This window comes from Pseudarthrobacter sp. BRE9 (assembly GCF_031844305.1).
GTDB lineage: Bacteria > Actinomycetota > Actinomycetes > Actinomycetales > Micrococcaceae > Arthrobacter.
In genome coordinates this window covers 789,812-806,243 of sequence record NZ_JAUZUY010000001.1, presented here as the reverse complement: position 1 = coordinate 806,243, position 16,432 = coordinate 789,812, and the positions used below count along the sequence as shown (strand labels likewise).

Here is a 16,432-nt window from a genome sequence, read left to right as displayed (position 1 = left end):
TCAGTTGGCCACCATGAAGGGAATGACTGTCACGCCGGAGTTGGTGGACCCCAACTTGTCGTCCCGGCACGAGGTGCGCAGGTGCAGCTTATGGACGCCGTTGGCCAGGCCCCTGGTATCGATCGAGTAGGGGGCGGCCCCGGAAGGCTCGGGGCCGAACGGGCCCGCGGCGTCCCACAGAACGAGTCCGGGATTGGCCGGAACGGCGTGGAAGTCCGGGTCGATGGCGATGAAGGAGTGGGTAGCCGGGCGGGAACCGTCGCCGTGGGAGGTCAGCCCCACCACGGGCGACCAAATACCCGATACCGGGCCGTCGGGAAGGGGAGCACTTCGCAGCGAGGCCTCACAGTACCCGGCGTGGGTGTACCAGCCCTTGCCCCGCAGGAATGCATCCCTTGTGACGTCGGACGGGGACTTGCCGTTTTGGATGTTGAGCTGCCAATTGAAATTGGTCCGCATGCTGTTGCCGTCCGGCTCCTCGATGAATCCGCGGAAACGGACCTCCTGGAGGCCCGAATGGTTGAAGGCGGAAATTGGCCGCGAGAACGTCAGCCAGCGCTCGCAGGTCCCGTTGCAGGTGAAGTCGCCCGTGTCTGAGCCGGCCGGGCCGGGGCAGCTGAAGTTGGGTGCCGTGGCCCGCAGATAGCACTTCTGCACCGTGGTTTCCCTGTCGGAGGTTTTGAACACCATCGCGACATAATCGGCCCTGCCCGGATTGTCATGAAGGACTACCCGGACATTCACCGTGAGGTCGCCCGAACTGACTGTTTCACCTTCCGGGACACACGCCCCCATATGGGTGTGGCCCGTATTGGTGATGGCGTTGTTGGCCTGGTCAATGTCTGGCATCCACCACGACTGTGTATCCACGAACTGCCGCGTCTCCGCGTACACCGTGCCATCGGCGGGAGGCGCCCCGATGCATGGTCCGGCAGCCCGGGCAGTACTGGCGCCCAGTGCAGGCAGGATTGCGCAGGCAAGCGCAACAGTGGATATCAGTGCGAGGAACCGTCTCATGACCATCTATCCGCCGTTGTCTGTCTATACGGGAATGCTGCGCGTGCGCAGTGGCTGTCGCCGGCGTCGAAACGCCGAACCGTGAGATTTCGCTGTTTTGGGCCATATAAGGCCCGGTCAGTATATGACGGGCATGAGCGGGCGGACCAGAGTCCCCAGGCTGTATTACGACGGCGCCACGCACCTAACGTGCAGGAGCTGAGCGGGCGTCGCCGGAAAAGGGGCAGGAGGTGAGCGGGCGTCGCAGGAAAAGGGGCAGGAGGTGAGCGGGCGTCGCAGGAAAAGGGGCAGGAGGTGAGCGGGCGTCGCAGGAAAAGGGGCAGGAGGTGAGCGGGCGTCGCAGGGGGAGGACGGGGGCGGTGCTTGACGGGGTCCGGCGCTCCCGCATATCCTGAACGAACGGTCGGTAAATAATTCGGCACGTCCCAGACGGTCTTTGCATAGGAGCAACCATGGCAGCGCAGAACCTGCAGTCAGTGCCCGCTGAGCTAACCCCGGAAGAGGAAGCCGCAGGCCAGGCCCACTTTGACCGGATCATCGCCGAGGACTCGCGCATCGAGCCCCGCGACTGGATGCCGGCGGCCTACCGCAAGACCCTCCTGCGCCAGGTCTCCCAGCACGCGCACTCCGAGATCATCGGCATGCAGCCGGAAGCCAACTGGATCTCCCGCGCCCCCAGCCTGAAGCGCAAGGCCATCCTCATGGCCAAGGTCCAGGACGAGGCCGGCCACGGCCTCTACCTCTACTCCGCAGCGGAAACCCTGGGCCAAAGCCGGGACCAGATGATGGACGACCTCATCGCCGGCAAGGCCCGCTACTCGTCAATCTTCAACTACCCGGCCCTTACCTGGGCGGACATGGGCGCCATCGGCTGGCTGGTGGACGGCGCAGCCATCTGCAACCAGGTCCCGCTCTGCCGCGCCTCCTACGGCCCGTACGGCCGGGCTATGGTCCGCATCTGCAAGGAAGAATCCTTCCACCAGCGCCAGGGCTTCGAGATCCTCCTTGAACTGTCCAACGGCACCCCCGCGCAGAAGCAGATGGCCCAGGACGCCGTGAACCGCTGGTACGCCCCGGCCCTGATGATGTTCGGCCCGCCGGACGACGATTCCCCCAACTCCAAGCAGTCCATGGCCTGGAACATCAAGCGGTTCAGCAATGACGAGCTCCGCAGCCGCTTCGTGGGCATGATGGTGGAGCAGGTCCGGGTCCTGGGCCTTACCCTCCCGGATGACCAGGTCCGCTTCAACGAGGACACCAAAAAGTGGGAGCACGGCCCCCTCGACTGGCACGAGTTCCAGGAAGTCCTGGCCGGCCGCGGTCCCTGCAACGCCCAGCGACTTGAGCGGCGGAGGGCAGCGCACGACGACGGCGCCTGGGTCCGCGAGGCAGCGGCAGCTTACGCAGCAAAACAGGCAGCCAAAGAGTCAATGAAGACGAAGGAATACGCAGCATGAGCCCGCATGGCAACCCGGACGCCCCCGCAAGCGCCGCTACTGAGATCAACCGCGAAGCCCCGAAGGCGAGCCCCAAAGTAGAGGCAAGCCCGGCCCCCGAGCAGCAGGCCCAGCCGGAACACCACGACCGCAGTGCCTGGGGCCTCTGGGAGGTCTTCGTCCGGTCCAGCCGCGGCCTGAGCCACGTCCACGCCGGCTCCCTGCACGCCCCGGACGCCGCCATGGCCCTCCGGAACGCAAGGGACCTCTACACCCGCCGCAACGAGGGCGTGTCCATCTGGGTTGTCCCGGCGGACGCCATCGCCGCCAGCGATCCCGACTCCAAGGGCTCCTTCTTCGAGTCCCCGCAGGGCAAGGACTACCGGCACGCCACGTACTACACCAAGAGCGAAGGGGTAAAGCACCTGTGAGCCCCCAAAGCCCCGAAACCACAACCGGCCACGGCGACATCTCCACCGGTGTGGCAGGCGGCGACTCCAACGCCTCCGCCACCCGCATCACCCCCGGCAACGCGCTGCGCCCGGAGGACATCGCACTCGAGGTCCGCACCGGCCTGGTGAAGCCGTCCGAGGACATCGCCGAGTACGCACTGAGGCTCGGCGACGATGCCCTGATCCTCGCCCAGCGCCTGGGCCACTGGATCTCCCGCGCCCCCGAGCTGGAAGAGGACATCGCCCTGGGCAACATCGCCCTGGACCAGCTGGGCCACGCCCGCAGCTTCCTCACCTACGCCGGTGCCGCCATGACCAACGACGACGGCTCGGCCAAGTCCGAGGATGACCTCGCCTACTTCCGCCGCGAACACGAGTTCCGGTCCGTCCAGCTGTTCGAGCAGCCCAACGGCGACTTCGCGGCCACCATCGCCCGCCAGTTCGTCGTGAGCTACTACCAGTACGAGCTCTACCGCCGCCTCACCGAATCCACGGACGCAACCATCTCAGCCATCGCCGCCAAGGCCGTCAAGGAGGTGGACTACCACCGGGACCACAGCGCCCAGTGGATCCTGCGCCTGGCCGGCGGCACGGAAGAGTCCAGAACCAGGACGATCCACGGCCTGCGCCTCATGTGGCCGTACGTCGGCGAACTGTTCCAGGACGATGACCTGACGCAGCGCCTCGCCGAGGCGGGTGCCGGCGTCGCGCCTTCCTCACTCAGGGAAGACTTTGACGGCCTGACCAGCGAAATCCTCACCGAGGCCGAGCTGGAGGTCCCGGACGTGCCCGCAGCCCCCGGCGGCGGCCGGTACGGCAAGCACTCGGAGCACCTGGGCTACCTCCTCGCTGAAATGCAGGTGCTGGCCCGCGAGCATCCCGGAGCCAGCTGGTGACCGCCGTGTACATCTCGGACTTCGAGTCCCGCACCCGCACCCCGCAGCAGGACGCGTGGGACATCGCGGCCACCGTCTGCGACCCGGAGATCCCGGTGCTCACCATCGCAGACCTGGGCATCCTGCGGAACGTGCAAGTACAAGACGGAAAAGTCACCGTCACCATCACGCCCACGTACTCGGGCTGCCCGGCCATGGACGCCATCCGCGACGACGTCTACACCGCCTTCAGTAAAGAGGGCTACGAGGACGTCCAGGTGGACTTGGTCTTGGCCCCGGCGTGGACCACGGACTGGATGACGGAGGCCGGAAAGCAGAAGCTGCAGCAGTACGGCATCGCCCCGCCCACCGGGAACAGCAAAGCCGGCGGCCACTCCGGTCCCATCCGGCTGAGCCTGGCCGTGAAGTGCCCGCAGTGCAGCAGCCTCAACACCAAGGAACTCACCCGCTTCGGTTCCACGTCCTGCAAGGCGCTGTATGTGTGCCAGGACTGCAGGGAACCGTTCGACTACTTCAAAGTCCTGTAAGGAACCCCCATGCCTGTTGTCCGCCAGACCGCCGCCGAAGAGGCCGAGCTGACCGGCCGCCGTCGTCCGTCCTTCCACACCCTGGCCGTGAAGGAGGTGCGCCGGCTCACCGACGATGCCATCGAGGTCGGCTTCCATGTGCCGGCGGAGCTCGCCGGCAAGTTCGACTACCTGCCCGGCCAGTACGTGGCCCTGCGCACCACGCTGCCGGATGAGAACGGCGAGCCGAAGGAAATCCGCCGCAGCTACTCCATCTGCGCCGAGCCGCGCAGCTTCGCGGACGGCACCAGCGAGATCCGCGTGGCCATCAAGAAGGACCTGGGCGGGCTGTTCTCCACGTGGGCCAACGCCGAGCTGAAGGCCGGGGACACCCTCGACGTGATGAGCCCCATGGGCGCGTTCGTGTCCAAGCACGGCCGCGACGGCGTGGCCGTGGACCAGAACGTCATGAACTCGATGAACCATCCGGAGGACCTGGCGGGGGAGGCGGGGAACTTCGTGGCCATCGCGGCCGGGTCCGGCATCACCCCGGTGATCGCCATCGCCCGGACGCTGCTGGCCGCCAACCCGGACACCCGGTTCGACCTGATCTACGCCAACAAGGCGGCCATGGACGTGATGTTCCTGGAGGAGCTGGCCGACCTGAAGGACAAGTACCCGCAGCGGCTGGCCATCCACCACGTGCTCTCCCGTGAGCAGCGGATCGCGCCGCTGCTGTCCGGCCGGATCGACGCCGAGAAGCTGCGGCAGCTGCTGGGCACCGCCATCCACGCGGACGATGTGGATGAATGGTTCCTGTGCGGGCCGTTCGAGCTGGTGCAGCTGTGCCGGGACACCCTGGCCGAGCGGGGCGTGAAGCCGGAGAACGTCCGGTTCGAACTGTTCACGTCGGGCAAGCCGGACCGCCCGGAGGGCAACGCCGGCCGTCCCGTGGTCGTGGACGAGTCCAAGGAGACGTACAAGATCACGTTCAAGCTGGACGGCCTGCAGGGCGAGGTGGCCAGCCCCACCCACGCCCGCGAGTCCATCCTCAATGCTGCGCTGCGGGTGCGCCCGGACGTGCCGTTCGCGTGCGCCGGGGGAGTGTGCGGCACGTGCCGGGCCAAGGTGGTCACCGGCAGCGTGACAATGGACGAGAACTACGCGCTGGAGCAGGATGAGCTAGACAGGGGCTACGTCCTGACCTGCCAGAGCCACCCCACCAGCAAGGAAGTCACGGTCGACTTCGACGTCTAAGCCTTACCCCTTGCCCGTCTGAACATAGGAGTTCCATGATTTCCCTTTCCATCAGCAACGGTGTTGCAGAAGTCGTCCTGGACGGGCCGCACAAGCTGAACTCGCTGGATGAGCAGGCGCTGCGGGATTTAACCCAGGCGTACGACGACGCTGCTGCCGCCGCCTCGCGCGGCGAGGTGCGGGCGCTGCTGCTGAGGGGAGAGGGCCGGGCCTTCTGCGCGGGCCGGGACATCGCGGGGGTCACCCCGGAGAGCGACGATGCCGCCGAGTACCTGGGCGGGCTGGTGGAGCCGTTGCTGAAGAAGATGGCTGCCTTCCCGGCCCCCACCTTTGCTGCCGCGCAGGGGGCTTGCCTTGGTGTCGGGCTGGGGCTGCTGCTGGCCACGGACGTGGTGTACGTGGCGGAGAATGCGAAGTTCGGCTCGCCGTTCGCCAAGTTGGGGGCCACGCTGGATTCGGGCGGCCACTGGTACTTCACGGAGCGGCTGGGCATGCACCGGACGCTGGACCTGATCTACACCGCGGACCTGATCTCGGGCGCGGAGGCGGTGGCCCAGGGGATGTTCAGCCGCGCCATGCCCGCCGGCTCGTTGTTGGAGATGACGCGGGGCATTGTGGAGCGGGTGGCAGCCGGCGCCACGGAGGCGTTCGTTGCGTCAAAGGAGCTGGTGGCGCACATCCGTGACCAGCGGCTGGGCCTGTGGGAGGCCATGCAGGAGGAAAACCAGGAGCAGGCGCGGCTCTGCAAAACCGACGATTACGCCGAAGGCTTCCGGGCTTTCCAGGAGAAGCGTGAGCCGAAATTCACCGGCGGCCACTAGAGGATTCGAAATATTGATCAAGAGCTCTTGAAGAATTCTTGATTGAACCTTGCAAGGCGATTGCAGAAATCTTTATTTGTGTTCGCGAGAGTAGGCGAAGCCGGGCAAACCGGCCGATGCGCGCTGCCGGTCTCAAATAGGCAGCCCCATCTGGGAACCTACTCTGGGGGCAATAATTGTCTGAGGTTTTGAACGCGGATGTCGATGGTAAGGAAGAGAACGGCTTCAGCCGTCGGAGGGTAGTCGCAGGAGTTGCCTGGTCGCTGCCGGTGATCGCAACCGCCATCGCCGCTCCAGCGGCTGCGGCCTCGGGATCGCTTACCCTGGCGGCCAGCCCGATCGTCACTATCAACATTTCTAAGCAGCAAGGGGCAAGTGGCACGCGTACCGGTCAAGGACCTGCGACGCTCACCATCCAGAACACCTTCGCAACGGCCCAGACAGTAACTGTAGGAATCGTTCCCACCGTCGACAAGGGAGCGATTGCTACAGGCATAGCCGTTAAGTCGTTGAATGGAAACGTAGTAAATGCGGCAACTTTCAACTCGGCCTATGCCTCGACCGCAACTATTACCATCTCCGCCAACCAATCGGCGGCTCAAGCCATTTCCTTCTATTACCTCGACGGTACGGGCCAAGCCAAGGTGACGAGCGGTCAGACTTACACCTTTACGATGACCCTCACTGCCGGTTCGTCCACTTTTGTTATACCCGGCATCAAAATGGTCATTCCGTGATCTGGCACCACGCCCGCTTGGTCGCAGAGGTCTGCACGGAACCAAGGGCTCGGGTCGCTCTCCTGCACCTCGACGCAGCCCAACCTGTGGTCCTGGAAGGGCCGGCTGCCGTAATTTGGGACCTGATTGACGGTCACAGAACCGAACAGGACATCTTCGCCGAGCTTGAGGCCACCTTCGAGGACCAGTCAGGACAGATGCAGGTGCAGGTGGAAGGGTTCCTGGCGAGCCTCGAAGCGCAGCGCCTGATCGAGGCCGCCCGCGGCGTTTCCCACTAACGGCATGACGTCCGCGGGGATCACAGGGAGCCAACGTTTGGCCTGGCAGCAACGCCTGTTCGAAGAGTTGGCACAAGGCGGTGACCTGCTGTGCCTAAACGTTGTGGGACAGCGGTTTGTGGTCCGCTGGGGCCGTGCGGTCACGTGGCAGCAGCGGGCATCAATGAGTTCGGCCTGGGCACGGTGTACAAGCAACAGCCTTGAGCCGCTGCTGCCGCCTGAGCCGATGGAACCCGCTGATGGCAGTCCCTTCACGGCCTCAGTCACCTGCGCGTCCATGAAGTATGGCGACGGCACCTTTCATATCGGAGCACCGACCTTTGAGGAGCTTGCTGAGAACCTCACGTCCCGGCTGACTGTGTCCGCGATCCTGGCCAACGCCGGTGAACTGACCATGCTCCACGCCTGCGGGGTTGCGGACCCCGTCACGGGGGCTGTTGTGGCGCTTGTGGCAGAGTCGGGAACAGGGAAGACCACTGCAGCTTCTGTACTCGCCAGGACCTATGGCTACGTCACGGACGAGACGGTGGCCATCGCCTGGGACGGCTCTGTGGTTCCTTACCCCAAGCCGCTGTCGGTAAAGCAGGGAGCTGGCTCACCTAAACGCCAGGCGGGGCCGGATGAGTTTGGACTTCAACCGGCCCCGGCCATGCCCTTCATCCAGTCCATTGTGCTCTTGAACCGCGTCCAGGGGGCGCGTCCAGTTGCTCCGGTGCTGGAAAGGGTACCGCTGGCCGACGCCATTCTCGCGCTGATCCCTGAATCGTCCTCGCAGGCAGAATTCGTGGATCCGCTGCAGTCGCTGTGCCGCCTCATCGAGAGTGTTGGGGGAGTGTGGCAGGTGACCTACTCGGAGGCAGCGGACCTCCCAGCCGCTCTGGAGCCCCTGTTCCAGCTGCAGGCAATGTCAGGCACAGAGTGGGAAGCGGCCGAACCGGACGATGCACAGCGGACGCCCCTTCCGGCGGCCAGCATCCAGCGCAGGGCCGCAAGAGATGCGGTGAAGATCGGCGGCGACCTGCTGGTCATGTTGGACAAGGACATAGTGCGGCTGAGTGGGATCGGCCCGGCCGTGTGGGAAGCCTGCGCCGGCCCGGTGGGGCTGGACCAAGTAACGGAACACATCGCGAAGCTGCACGGCGAAGCCGAAGGTTACCAAGCCGCTGTCGCCTCAGCCGTAGAGCAGCTCACCGCCAAGTCGGTATTGGAACGCGGCGAAAACTGAACCCGCCTGCAAGGCAAGTACAAAGACCTGAATTTGAGGAACCACTATGAGCGCAACAACCACGCCCCCGGAGGCGTCCCCGGGCCTGGACCTGGCGGACTACCTGAACGTCCTGCGGGTGTACTGGAAGGCCATTGTCGCCTTCACCTTGCTGGCCACTCTGGCAGCCGCAGGATGGACTGTTCTGCAGCCAAAGATCTACTCCTCCGATTCCAGCGGCATAGTGGTCACGCCGGGCTCGGACAACGTGAGCCTCGCTCTAGCCGGTGACAGCCTGGCCAAGGCCAAGGTCAAGAACTATGAGTCCGTGGCGAAATCGCGGCTCGTCGCGGACCGGGTCATCCAATCCCTGAGCCTGAAAACAACTGCCGATGCACTCCTTGGCAGCGTCAGCGTCAAGGTGCCGCTGGACACCGCCGAGATCAGGGTCACCGCACAGTCAACGGATCCCGCAACTGCGCAGCGGGTGGCCGATGCCTGGGTCAACGGCCTCGCCGCCCAAGTGGAGGCCATTGAGACGGCGCCCCCAGCTGACTCGGCCGGACAGGGCAGCGCCGCGGCAACGCCTAACGAGGGATCGCAGGCGAATGCAGCGACGGCCGTCCGGGTACTCCCGCTGGGCAAAGCTGTCCTTCCTGCCAGCCCCACGTCACCCAACACCAAGCTCAATCTGGCCCTGGGTGCCCTCGTCGGGCTGGCCCTGGGCGTGGCCTATGCACTGATCCGAAGGCACCTGGACCGGCGGATCCGGAAGGCTGCAGACATCGAACGGCTGTTCGGCGTTCCCGTGATCGGTACCCTCCCTGTGGACCACCGGTTGGATGGGAAGAGCACCATCGTGGACGCGGGTACCGCCGCAGAGCTTCATGACGCTGGCGGGGCCATGGCCGAAGCCCTCCGCGAGCTGCGCACCAACATCAGTTTCCTTGACGTAGACCAGCCGCCACGGATCATCGTGGTCACCAGCTCCCTCCAGGCAGAGGGTAAGTCCACTGTGACGGCAAACCTGGCGGTCACCATGGCTGCTGCGGGAGAAAACGTCGTGGTGGTCGACGGCGACCTCCGCCGGCCGACGCTGGTGGACGTCTTCAACCTTGTTCCGGGAGTAGGGGTCACCGATGTGCTCACGGGCACGGCTGAGTTGGCCGATGTCCTCCAGCCCTGGGGCGCACTGCCCAACCTCTCAGTCCTGGGATCCGGCCGCATCCCGCCGAATCCCAGCGAACTGCTCGGCTCAAGAGCCATGAAGAACATGCTCACTACCCTGGCCAAGGATGCCGTGGTCCTGATCGACGCACCGCCGCTTCTTCCCGTGACCGATGCTGCGGTCCTCTCCCGCGCTGCGGACGGCGCCATCCTCGTAATTCGGACCGGCAGGACCACCCAGGAGCAGTTGGACCAGTCATTGGGGAACCTGGAGAAAGTCAAGGGGCGGGTCCTCGGAGCCGTTCTCAACTACGTTCCCATCAAGGGAACGGACGCTTACTCCTACTACGGAACATATACCTCGGCGGCCGCCCCGTCGCCTGCAGAACCTGAACCCGTCAACGATTGGCAGGATGCGGACACGCATGACGCGCTGGAAGCCGTCCCCGGCGGCCGCAGGGCCAGGATCTAGGCGTCCCATGACTTCCACTGGCCGCGAAACCCAACTCAGGGTCCCGGAGGGCGTGCTCCTCGGCCACGCCCTCGCGGCACGTCTGGCGGTCAGCCTCGGCGTCAGGGTGTTCTTCATCAAAGGACCAGCAAGCGTCACGCAGGGGCTGCGTCAGGCCAAGATTTCAGCAGACGTGGATGTCTTCGTGGACCCGTCCAGGTTGGATGAGTTGCTGGCGGGCCTCCATGACCGCGGCTGGCGCGAACGTCCGTCAGATCCAGACAACGTCACCTTCCCTAAGCACTCGGTGACCCTCGATCATCCAGAGTGGCCCTGTTGCATTGACGTGCACTTCCGCTTTCCAGGGATGGAAGAACCAGCCGGCAGGTGCTTTGAAGCGATGTGGACCAGCACCGTCCATATGGAACTCGCAGGACAGCGGCTGAGAGTCCCTACGAGGGCTCTTGGAATCCTGTTTTTGGCGCTGCATGCCTTGCGGTCGCCCGAGCTGCCTGCCTGCCGCCAGGAGCTTGAGTACCTCTCCGGACTCGCACGGCGGGAATCTCAGGCGGATGAGCTCCGGGAGCTCGCAACGGCCACGGGTTCCCTGGCCGCCGTCCGGCCCTTCCTTGAGAACCTTCTTGCCGTAACCACTGCGCCTGTATGGCCGGAACCCTCGCAGGAGTGGCGAAACCGCCTCGCTGCGCGGGAAGCTGGAAGCGCGCGGCTCATAGCCATTGTTCAGGCTTCCTGGAGGGACAAGCCAAGGATGGTGTGGCGGGCGCTCTTTCCGACCGCCGAAGTCTTCCTGAGCGGGAACATCTATGCCGACATGTCTTTCCTGGGGCGGCTGAATCAGCATCGCGCCAGATGGGCGAGGTTCTTTCGCACAGTCCCGAGCCTTGTTCGGGACCTTCGTCACCACCAATGAGGTGCTCACGGTGCGGCTGTGAACGGGTCAAAGGCTTATGTTCCGCTGCCGATCCGGCCCTCCGAAATCCGCCTCCGATTGCCGGTCACCGCATCAAATTTGTTAAGGTTCAGCTATGACTAAGGGGAAAGCTATTACCAAAGCCGTCATTCCTGCTGCCGGATTGGGGACACGCTTCCTGCCCGCCACCAAGGCAATGCCGAAGGAAATGTTGCCGGTGGTTGACCGTCCGGCCATTCAGTACGTGGTGGAGGAAGCGGTTGATGCGGGCCTCACGGACCTGCTGATGATCACAGGCCGCAACAAGCGCGCCCTTGAGGACCACTTCGACCGGGAACCCGGCCTGGAGGCCGCGCTGGAGGCCAAGGGGGACAAGGACAAGCTGGGCATGGTGGAGTACGCCTCCAACCTGGGTCCCATCCACTATGTGCGCCAGGGTGAGGCCAAGGGACTGGGCCACGCGGTGCTGTGCGCGCAGCAGCACGTGGGCGACGAGCCCTTCGCCGTCCTGCTGGGTGATGACCTCATCGACGAGGCTGAAGACCTGCTGAGCACCATGATGGAGGTGCAGCAGAAGACCGGCGGTTCGGTGATCGCGCTGATCGAGGTTGATCCGTCGCAGATCAGCGCCTATGGCTGCGCTGACGTCACTCCCGTGGAAGGCGAGGATTACGTCCGCGTCAACAGCCTCGTGGAGAAGCCGGCAGTCGGCGAGGCTCCGTCCAACCTGGCCGTGATCGGCCGCTACGTGCTGCACCACTCCGTGTTCGGTGTCCTGGAGAACACCGAGCCGGGCCGTGGCAACGAGATCCAGCTGACGGACGCCCTGCAGACCCTTGCCGCTGGCGAGGGCGAAGGCTCCGGTGTCTATGGCGTGGTCTTCAAGGGCCGCCGCTACGACACGGGCGACAAGCTGAGCTACCTCAAGGCCGTCATCACCCTCGCCTCCGAGCGCGTGGAGTTCGGTGAGGACCTGAAGACCTGGATGAAGAACTTCGTCGGCTAGTTTTTGACGCAAGAAGTCGGGCCCATCGATGTACGTGATGGGCCCGATGTCATTTAAGGCGTTTGTAGAGATTAGCGGGTTACGAGTTCCAGCCGCTCCGCGGATCTCTCAGCATCCTCGGCGAGAAGCTCCAGCAGGTATTTGTCGTAGCCGCTCTTTGCGAGCGGTTCGGCGCGCTCCCGGAGCTCGTCGTCACTGAGGAAGCCGAGACGCCACGCGATTTCCTCCGGGCAGCCGATGGAGAGTCCCTGACGGTGCTGCACTGTACGCACAAATTCGGAGGCGTCGTTGAGGTCATTGAAGGTCCCTGTATCGAGCCAGGCGGTGCCGCGGGGAAGGATCTCAACCTGCAGTTTCCCGCGTTCCAGGTAGACCCGGTTAACGTCGGTTATTTCCAGCTCGCCCCGGGCGGAGGGCTTCAGGTCGCGGGCAATCTGAACTACGTCGTTGTCATAGAAGTACAGGCCTGGCACTGCATAGTGGCTCTTCGGCTCAGCAGGCTTCTCCTCTAGGGAGATCGCCCGCCCGTTCTCGTCGAACTCCACTACACCGTAGGCAGAGGGATCTGCGACGCGGTAGCCAAAGACAGCTCCGCCATCGATGTTTTCGAACCGCCGCAGCTGGGTTCCCATTCCCTGGCCGTAGAAAATGTTGTCGCCAAGCACCAGGGCGACGGGTCCGTCACCAATGTGCTCAGCACCAAGGACAAAGGCCTGAGCCAGGCCGTCCGGCGAGGGCTGCTGGGTGTAGGTGATGTTCACCCCGAAGCGGCTGCCGTCGCCCAGAAGCCGCTGGAACTGGTCTGCGTCGTGCGGTGTGGTGATGATCAGGATGTCCCGGATGCCAGCCAGCATGAGCGTGGACAGCGGGTAGTAGATCATGGGTTTGTCGTACACCGGGACCAGTTGTTTGCTGATGCCCAGGGTAATTGGATGTAGACGTGAACCGGTTCCCCCGGCGAGGATAATTCCGCGCATTACTGTATTTTCCGTGACGACAGGAAACGGAACCAAATTTGGTCAGGTCACGATGGGCCGGAGGCGTCTCCTGCGCTTGGGTTGAGGTTGGATTTGTTTCTTAGCAGCTCCACGAGTGTCGCCCCTATTGTCGATCCTGCAGTGTTGGTGACAATGTCTGACAAAGCTGCAAAGCGGTCGCGTAGAAACAAGAGCTGGCCCAGTTCGATGCACCCCGAAACCAGCAGCCCAAGCGCCGCTATCTGCCACCAGTACCTTTGGGAAAAAGCAAGGCTGCTGACGATTCCGAGCGGAACGAAGAGCAGGACGTTTGCAACTGCTTCAACGAACTCATAGTTGAGCCACCCGGGAATGCCGTGCCGGTGGAAAATGTCCAGAGCACTTGCTAATTGCCCCTGAACTGGCTGATCTACGGGGGACGGCCAAAACGCTACGAAGGCGAGGGGGATGAGCATAGCGGCTAGGGCAGCGCGCCAGAGCCGCTGGTTCTGGAGGAATGTCAAAGACGTCTCAGGAAGTTACTAAAAGGGCGTAGGCAGCCACTCCGAGAGCAGATAGGACGAGGAGCGACAGTAGGACGTAACGGAGTACTTGAGGCTGGGGGAGTGGGACGGAAAAGTCGTATTCGAGTGGTGCTCTGCGCCAATGTCTCCCCATAGATCCAATTGATACCACACAAAGCAAAAGGTGGGCGCCTCTCCGATATCGGGGAGGCGCCCACCTCGTTGGTGCTATGAAGGGGTGCGGCTAGGCAGCAGCCTCTGACTTGGCGCGGCGGCGAACCACCACTACCGAGGTGGCGCCTGCCGCCAGTGCGCCAGCACCAACCAGGGTCCACAGAACCAGGCCGGAGTCGGCGCCTGTCTTGGCGAGGCCACCGGTGTTTGCCAGCGGAGCGCCGCCCGTGGTGCCGGCGACGGAGCCGCCGGTGTTGGCGAGCGAAGCTGCCACGATGACCGTGACCGGCCCAACGGTCAGGCCGGACTCGGTGCCAGTGGCCGTGATGGAGTAGGTGCCGGCCTCGCTGATGGCGATCGGCAGTGCGACCGCGCCCTGGGCGTCGGCAGTAGCGGACAGGTTCTGAGCCTCGGTGACCACGGCGATGCGGGCGGCAACCGCGCGGTTACCAACGCCAGCGCCATTGGAGGCAGGAGCCTGGCCCGGCGTAACGCGGATGATGAGTGGTTCTCCGGCGCGGAAGCCCTGCCCGCGGAAGACGAAGGTTTCACCAGGGCCAACAACACCGTCAGATACGGCGGCCTGCGGCGGAAGTGCCGGGTAAGTGGCGGCCATGGCAGGAGCCGAGCCGATAAGTGCGATGGAGCCTGCAAGTGCGAGTGCAGCGAAAGTCTTCTTCATGTGTGTCCCCCCGGAGACGTAAAATTTTTTGATACCCGATTTAGGAGAATTGTCCCCTCTGCACGAGACCGTGTGCAGAACTACGGATAGATATCCCAGATAGAAGATACCATCCCAAGGCATGTGCGACCAACCTCAATCCAGTTGGTTTACATACTGTTAACGCTCATGTCACATAGCTTTCAGCCCTGTTCACAGCTTGCATTTTGATTGGGCAGGACAACGTCCTTTACACGCTGGACGGTCGGTGTGACAACCAAGTCAGGTTCCGTGGATTGCACAATTTTGCCGAACGTGAACTCCACAGTCTTTGTCTCGCCCGGTGCAAGTCGTTGCGCCAGGACTCCCACGGGCCGATTACCGTGCAGATAGGGGGCAAACTCTGTTCGTTGACCATCTGCCCTTGCTGACTCCACGTGCGCCTGCACAGGTCCGTAGGCCACGATATTTGTTTGCACTGACCCCGGCGGTACACCATAAGCGCCGCCGGCGGTGACGTATGCCGGCAACAACCTGCCGGCATCCTTGGGAGCAGTGTTCGTACTAGTGACCCGTACCGTTACTTCTGAATACCCGTCCTTGGGACATGCCTGAACGAGTTGGACGGTCCGTTTGACATAAAAGTCCATTTTGGCGCCGGTCCCGTCATTGAAGTAAACCCCAAACTCGTTAGGTGAGATGCTCGGGCCTGTAACTGCGCCCCCCAAGGGGTAGCGGGCGATAACTGATTGTTCGGCGGTGTTTCCAGACCAAACCAGAACGCGCCCATCTTCCACGCCCTTCGTGATTCCCGCGATAAGGCCCTTGCCATCCCCCTTGCCTTTGGATAAAGCCCCAAAGACCTCTTGGGCGACTCCCGCGAAGTAGGCATCTTGCAGTTTCGGTTGCTCAATTTTCGCGTAGACGTCTGACAGCATGGTCTGAACCACGTTAGATCCGCTGAGTTCCGTGGGTAGCCCGGCGTTTGCTGCGAGCGTCATCCCAGGGCCAGAAATGTTCACGGGCCCCGTTGCTTGCAGAATGTAGCTCAAGACAACCGGGTCAATAGAAATAACGCCGTCGACGTGCTGCCCGGTCTTTCGTTCCCACATCGACTGCGCGGTCGAAGCGGCTGTGGGAAAATCAGGGGTCAGATTGACGTCCTGCATATATTTTCCGAGCCGGCCGGAATATATCTTCTGTTGTTCCGCATCAACGGGGAGCACAGGATTCATGGTCCCTACATCACCTGCGCTGCTCTGGCTTCCCAGGGATAGTTTCCCGTCCCTGAAGTCGAGGATTGCCAGGGCTCCTGGAATTCCACCGGAGGCACGTGCTTCAGCATTGTTTTGGATCATCAAGAGGTAGCTGCGTGGGGCGTCAACGCCAAGCATCTGTGGCAGGACACTGGAAGCATGAGCCGCGACGTCCAGGGTTGAGATTACGCTGCGCAGCTGACCTCGTGCCTGGTTCAGTGGCTCCGATACCTGAGGAAGGAGGCGTTGCGCGTCTATCGCTTCCAGTCTTTCCGATGACAGACGCACCGCTGTTGCAGCTGAGGATACTTTTGGGGCAGCCGCTTGGAGCGGCGCCATATCTGCACCCTCTTCATTAGGCAGAAGGGTGTTCCAATCGAGCGTGGCGAAAACATTGACGAGTGGTGCTAAGGCCAGGTTAGAAACATCGTCTGCAGAGCGTGCCACCTCAGTTACTGCCGTTAAATTTGGACCGATGAAGGGAACGACAGATGCCAGAGCCCAGACTGGGTCTTCGGCCGAAGCCTTCGCAGCATTCGTATGTTGCCGAATCAACTCGACGGCATCGGACGCTTGATCAACCTCGTTCTTGGCAAGAAGAGCCTGAACTTCGGGAACTCCTTTCATGGCCGACTCAAGCTCGTTTTTGACGGATGCAGCTTTTAGAGTCACCCAAGCTCCGGCGATGACCAGTAGAAGAGT

Annotated in this window: 17 protein-coding genes; 12 read left to right on the top strand and 5 right to left on the bottom strand. The window is 63.2% G+C overall.

All coding sequences use genetic code 11. The annotated features are described in order from the left end of the window. The gene (locus tag Q9R31_RS03745; protein ID WP_311261380.1) at positions 1-849 is read right to left on the bottom strand and encodes a hypothetical protein; all 849 of its coding nucleotides are present in this window, start codon (positions 847-849) and stop codon (positions 1-3) included. A 620-nt stretch (positions 850-1,469) separates the two neighbouring features. On the opposite strand from Q9R31_RS03745, the gene paaA reads away from it, so the two are divergent. The 12 genes from paaA (at position 1,470) to galU (ending at position 12,159) form a co-directional block, all read left to right on the top strand. After that, positions 1,470-2,474: a 1,2-phenylacetyl-CoA epoxidase subunit PaaA gene (paaA, locus tag Q9R31_RS03740; protein WP_311261379.1), complete on the top strand. Its 1,005-nt coding sequence runs from the start codon at positions 1,470-1,472 to the stop codon at positions 2,472-2,474. Further along, on the top strand, positions 2,471-2,884 hold the full coding sequence (paaB, locus tag Q9R31_RS03735) for a 1,2-phenylacetyl-CoA epoxidase subunit PaaB (protein WP_311261378.1): 414 nt from the start codon (positions 2,471-2,473) through the stop codon (positions 2,882-2,884). Before paaA ends, paaB begins: the two co-directional genes overlap by 4 nt. Next, positions 2,881-3,801 carry a 1,2-phenylacetyl-CoA epoxidase subunit PaaC gene (paaC, locus tag Q9R31_RS03730; protein ID WP_311261377.1) on the top strand — a complete coding sequence of 307 codons (921 nt, stop codon included), beginning with the start codon at positions 2,881-2,883 and terminating at the stop codon, positions 3,799-3,801. The genes paaB and paaC overlap by 4 nt, the downstream gene beginning before the upstream one ends. Further along, positions 3,798-4,328, top strand: a complete 531-nt coding sequence (gene paaD / locus Q9R31_RS03725) for a 1,2-phenylacetyl-CoA epoxidase subunit PaaD (RefSeq protein WP_311261376.1) — start codon at positions 3,798-3,800, stop codon at positions 4,326-4,328. The genes paaC and paaD overlap by 4 nt, the downstream gene beginning before the upstream one ends. A gap of 9 nt (positions 4,329-4,337) precedes the next feature. Beyond that, entirely contained in the window at positions 4,338-5,564 is a 1,227-nt protein-coding gene (paaE, locus tag Q9R31_RS03720; RefSeq protein WP_311261375.1) for a 1,2-phenylacetyl-CoA epoxidase subunit PaaE, read from the top strand. A 35-nt stretch (positions 5,565-5,599) separates the two neighbouring features. Beyond that, positions 5,600-6,385: an enoyl-CoA hydratase-related protein gene (locus tag Q9R31_RS03715; RefSeq protein ID WP_311261374.1), complete on the top strand. Its 786-nt coding sequence runs from the start codon at positions 5,600-5,602 to the stop codon at positions 6,383-6,385. A gap of 176 nt (positions 6,386-6,561) precedes the next feature. Further along, the gene (locus Q9R31_RS03710) at positions 6,562-7,122 is read left to right on the top strand and encodes a hypothetical protein (RefSeq protein ID WP_311261373.1); all 561 of its coding nucleotides are present in this window, start codon (positions 6,562-6,564) and stop codon (positions 7,120-7,122) included. Further along, complete coding sequence (locus Q9R31_RS03705; RefSeq protein ID WP_311261372.1) at positions 7,119-7,400, top strand: PqqD family protein; 282 nt, start codon at positions 7,119-7,121, stop codon at positions 7,398-7,400. Before Q9R31_RS03710 ends, Q9R31_RS03705 begins: the two co-directional genes overlap by 4 nt. A 226-nt stretch (positions 7,401-7,626) precedes the next feature. Beyond that, complete coding sequence (locus tag Q9R31_RS03700) at positions 7,627-8,625, top strand: hypothetical protein (protein ID WP_311261371.1); 999 nt, start codon at positions 7,627-7,629, stop codon at positions 8,623-8,625. 46 nt (positions 8,626-8,671) lie between these two features. Beyond that, positions 8,672-10,243, top strand: coding sequence for a polysaccharide biosynthesis tyrosine autokinase (locus Q9R31_RS03695; protein ID WP_311261370.1), 1,572 nt, complete (start codon positions 8,672-8,674; stop codon positions 10,241-10,243). Between the two features lie 7 nt (positions 10,244-10,250). Continuing rightward, on the top strand, positions 10,251-11,153 hold the full coding sequence (locus tag Q9R31_RS03690; protein ID WP_311261369.1) for a nucleotidyltransferase family protein: 903 nt from the start codon (positions 10,251-10,253) through the stop codon (positions 11,151-11,153). A 115-nt stretch (positions 11,154-11,268) separates the two neighbouring features. Continuing rightward, positions 11,269-12,159 (top strand): UTP--glucose-1-phosphate uridylyltransferase GalU, encoded by an 891-nt coding sequence (galU, locus tag Q9R31_RS03685; protein ID WP_311261368.1) that lies wholly within the window; start codon positions 11,269-11,271, stop codon positions 12,157-12,159. Positions 12,160-12,230: 71 nt separating this feature from the next. Here galU and rfbA read toward each other — a convergent pair whose 3' ends face one another. The 4 genes from rfbA to Q9R31_RS03665 form a co-directional block, all read right to left on the bottom strand. Next, positions 12,231-13,136, bottom strand: coding sequence for a glucose-1-phosphate thymidylyltransferase RfbA (gene rfbA, locus Q9R31_RS03680; protein ID WP_311261367.1), 906 nt, complete (start codon positions 13,134-13,136; stop codon positions 12,231-12,233). Between the two features lie 47 nt (positions 13,137-13,183). Continuing rightward, positions 13,184-13,591: a VanZ family protein gene (locus Q9R31_RS03675; RefSeq protein ID WP_311261366.1), complete on the bottom strand. Its 408-nt coding sequence runs from the start codon at positions 13,589-13,591 to the stop codon at positions 13,184-13,186. A gap of 292 nt (positions 13,592-13,883) precedes the next feature. Next, entirely contained in the window at positions 13,884-14,495 is a 612-nt protein-coding gene (locus tag Q9R31_RS03670) for an LPXTG cell wall anchor domain-containing protein (RefSeq protein WP_311261365.1), read from the bottom strand. A 182-nt stretch (positions 14,496-14,677) separates the two neighbouring features. After that, entirely contained in the window at positions 14,678-16,402 is a 1,725-nt protein-coding gene (locus Q9R31_RS03665) for a DUF4012 domain-containing protein (protein ID WP_311261364.1), read from the bottom strand. Between the last annotated feature and the right edge of the window lie 30 nt (positions 16,403-16,432).

Excerpts from the sequence above, each read along its gene's own strand:
- Q9R31_RS03745 (WP_311261380.1), bottom strand. The coding sequence starts at position 849 with ATGCCAGACATTGACCAGGCCAACAACGCCATCACCAATACGGGCCAC.
- paaA (WP_311261379.1), top strand. The coding sequence starts at position 1,470 with ATGGCAGCGCAGAACCTGCAGTCAGTGCCCGCTGAGCTAACCCCGGAA.
- paaB (WP_311261378.1), top strand. The coding sequence starts at position 2,471 with ATGAGCCCGCATGGCAACCCGGACGCCCCCGCAAGCGCCGCTACTGAG.
- paaE (WP_311261375.1), top strand. The coding sequence starts at position 4,338 with ATGCCTGTTGTCCGCCAGACCGCCGCCGAAGAGGCCGAGCTGACCGGC.
- Q9R31_RS03715 (WP_311261374.1), top strand. The coding sequence starts at position 5,600 with ATGATTTCCCTTTCCATCAGCAACGGTGTTGCAGAAGTCGTCCTGGAC.
- Q9R31_RS03700 (WP_311261371.1), top strand. The coding sequence starts at position 7,627 with ATGGAACCCGCTGATGGCAGTCCCTTCACGGCCTCAGTCACCTGCGCG.
- Q9R31_RS03695 (WP_311261370.1), top strand. The coding sequence starts at position 8,672 with ATGAGCGCAACAACCACGCCCCCGGAGGCGTCCCCGGGCCTGGACCTG.
- Q9R31_RS03690 (WP_311261369.1), top strand. The coding sequence starts at position 10,251 with ATGACTTCCACTGGCCGCGAAACCCAACTCAGGGTCCCGGAGGGCGTG.
- galU (WP_311261368.1), top strand. The coding sequence starts at position 11,269 with ATGACTAAGGGGAAAGCTATTACCAAAGCCGTCATTCCTGCTGCCGGA.
- rfbA (WP_311261367.1), bottom strand. The coding sequence starts at position 13,136 with ATGCGCGGAATTATCCTCGCCGGGGGAACCGGTTCACGTCTACATCCA.
- Q9R31_RS03675 (WP_311261366.1), bottom strand. The coding sequence starts at position 13,591 with ATGCTCATCCCCCTCGCCTTCGTAGCGTTTTGGCCGTCCCCCGTAGAT.
- Q9R31_RS03670 (WP_311261365.1), bottom strand. The coding sequence starts at position 14,495 with ATGAAGAAGACTTTCGCTGCACTCGCACTTGCAGGCTCCATCGCACTT.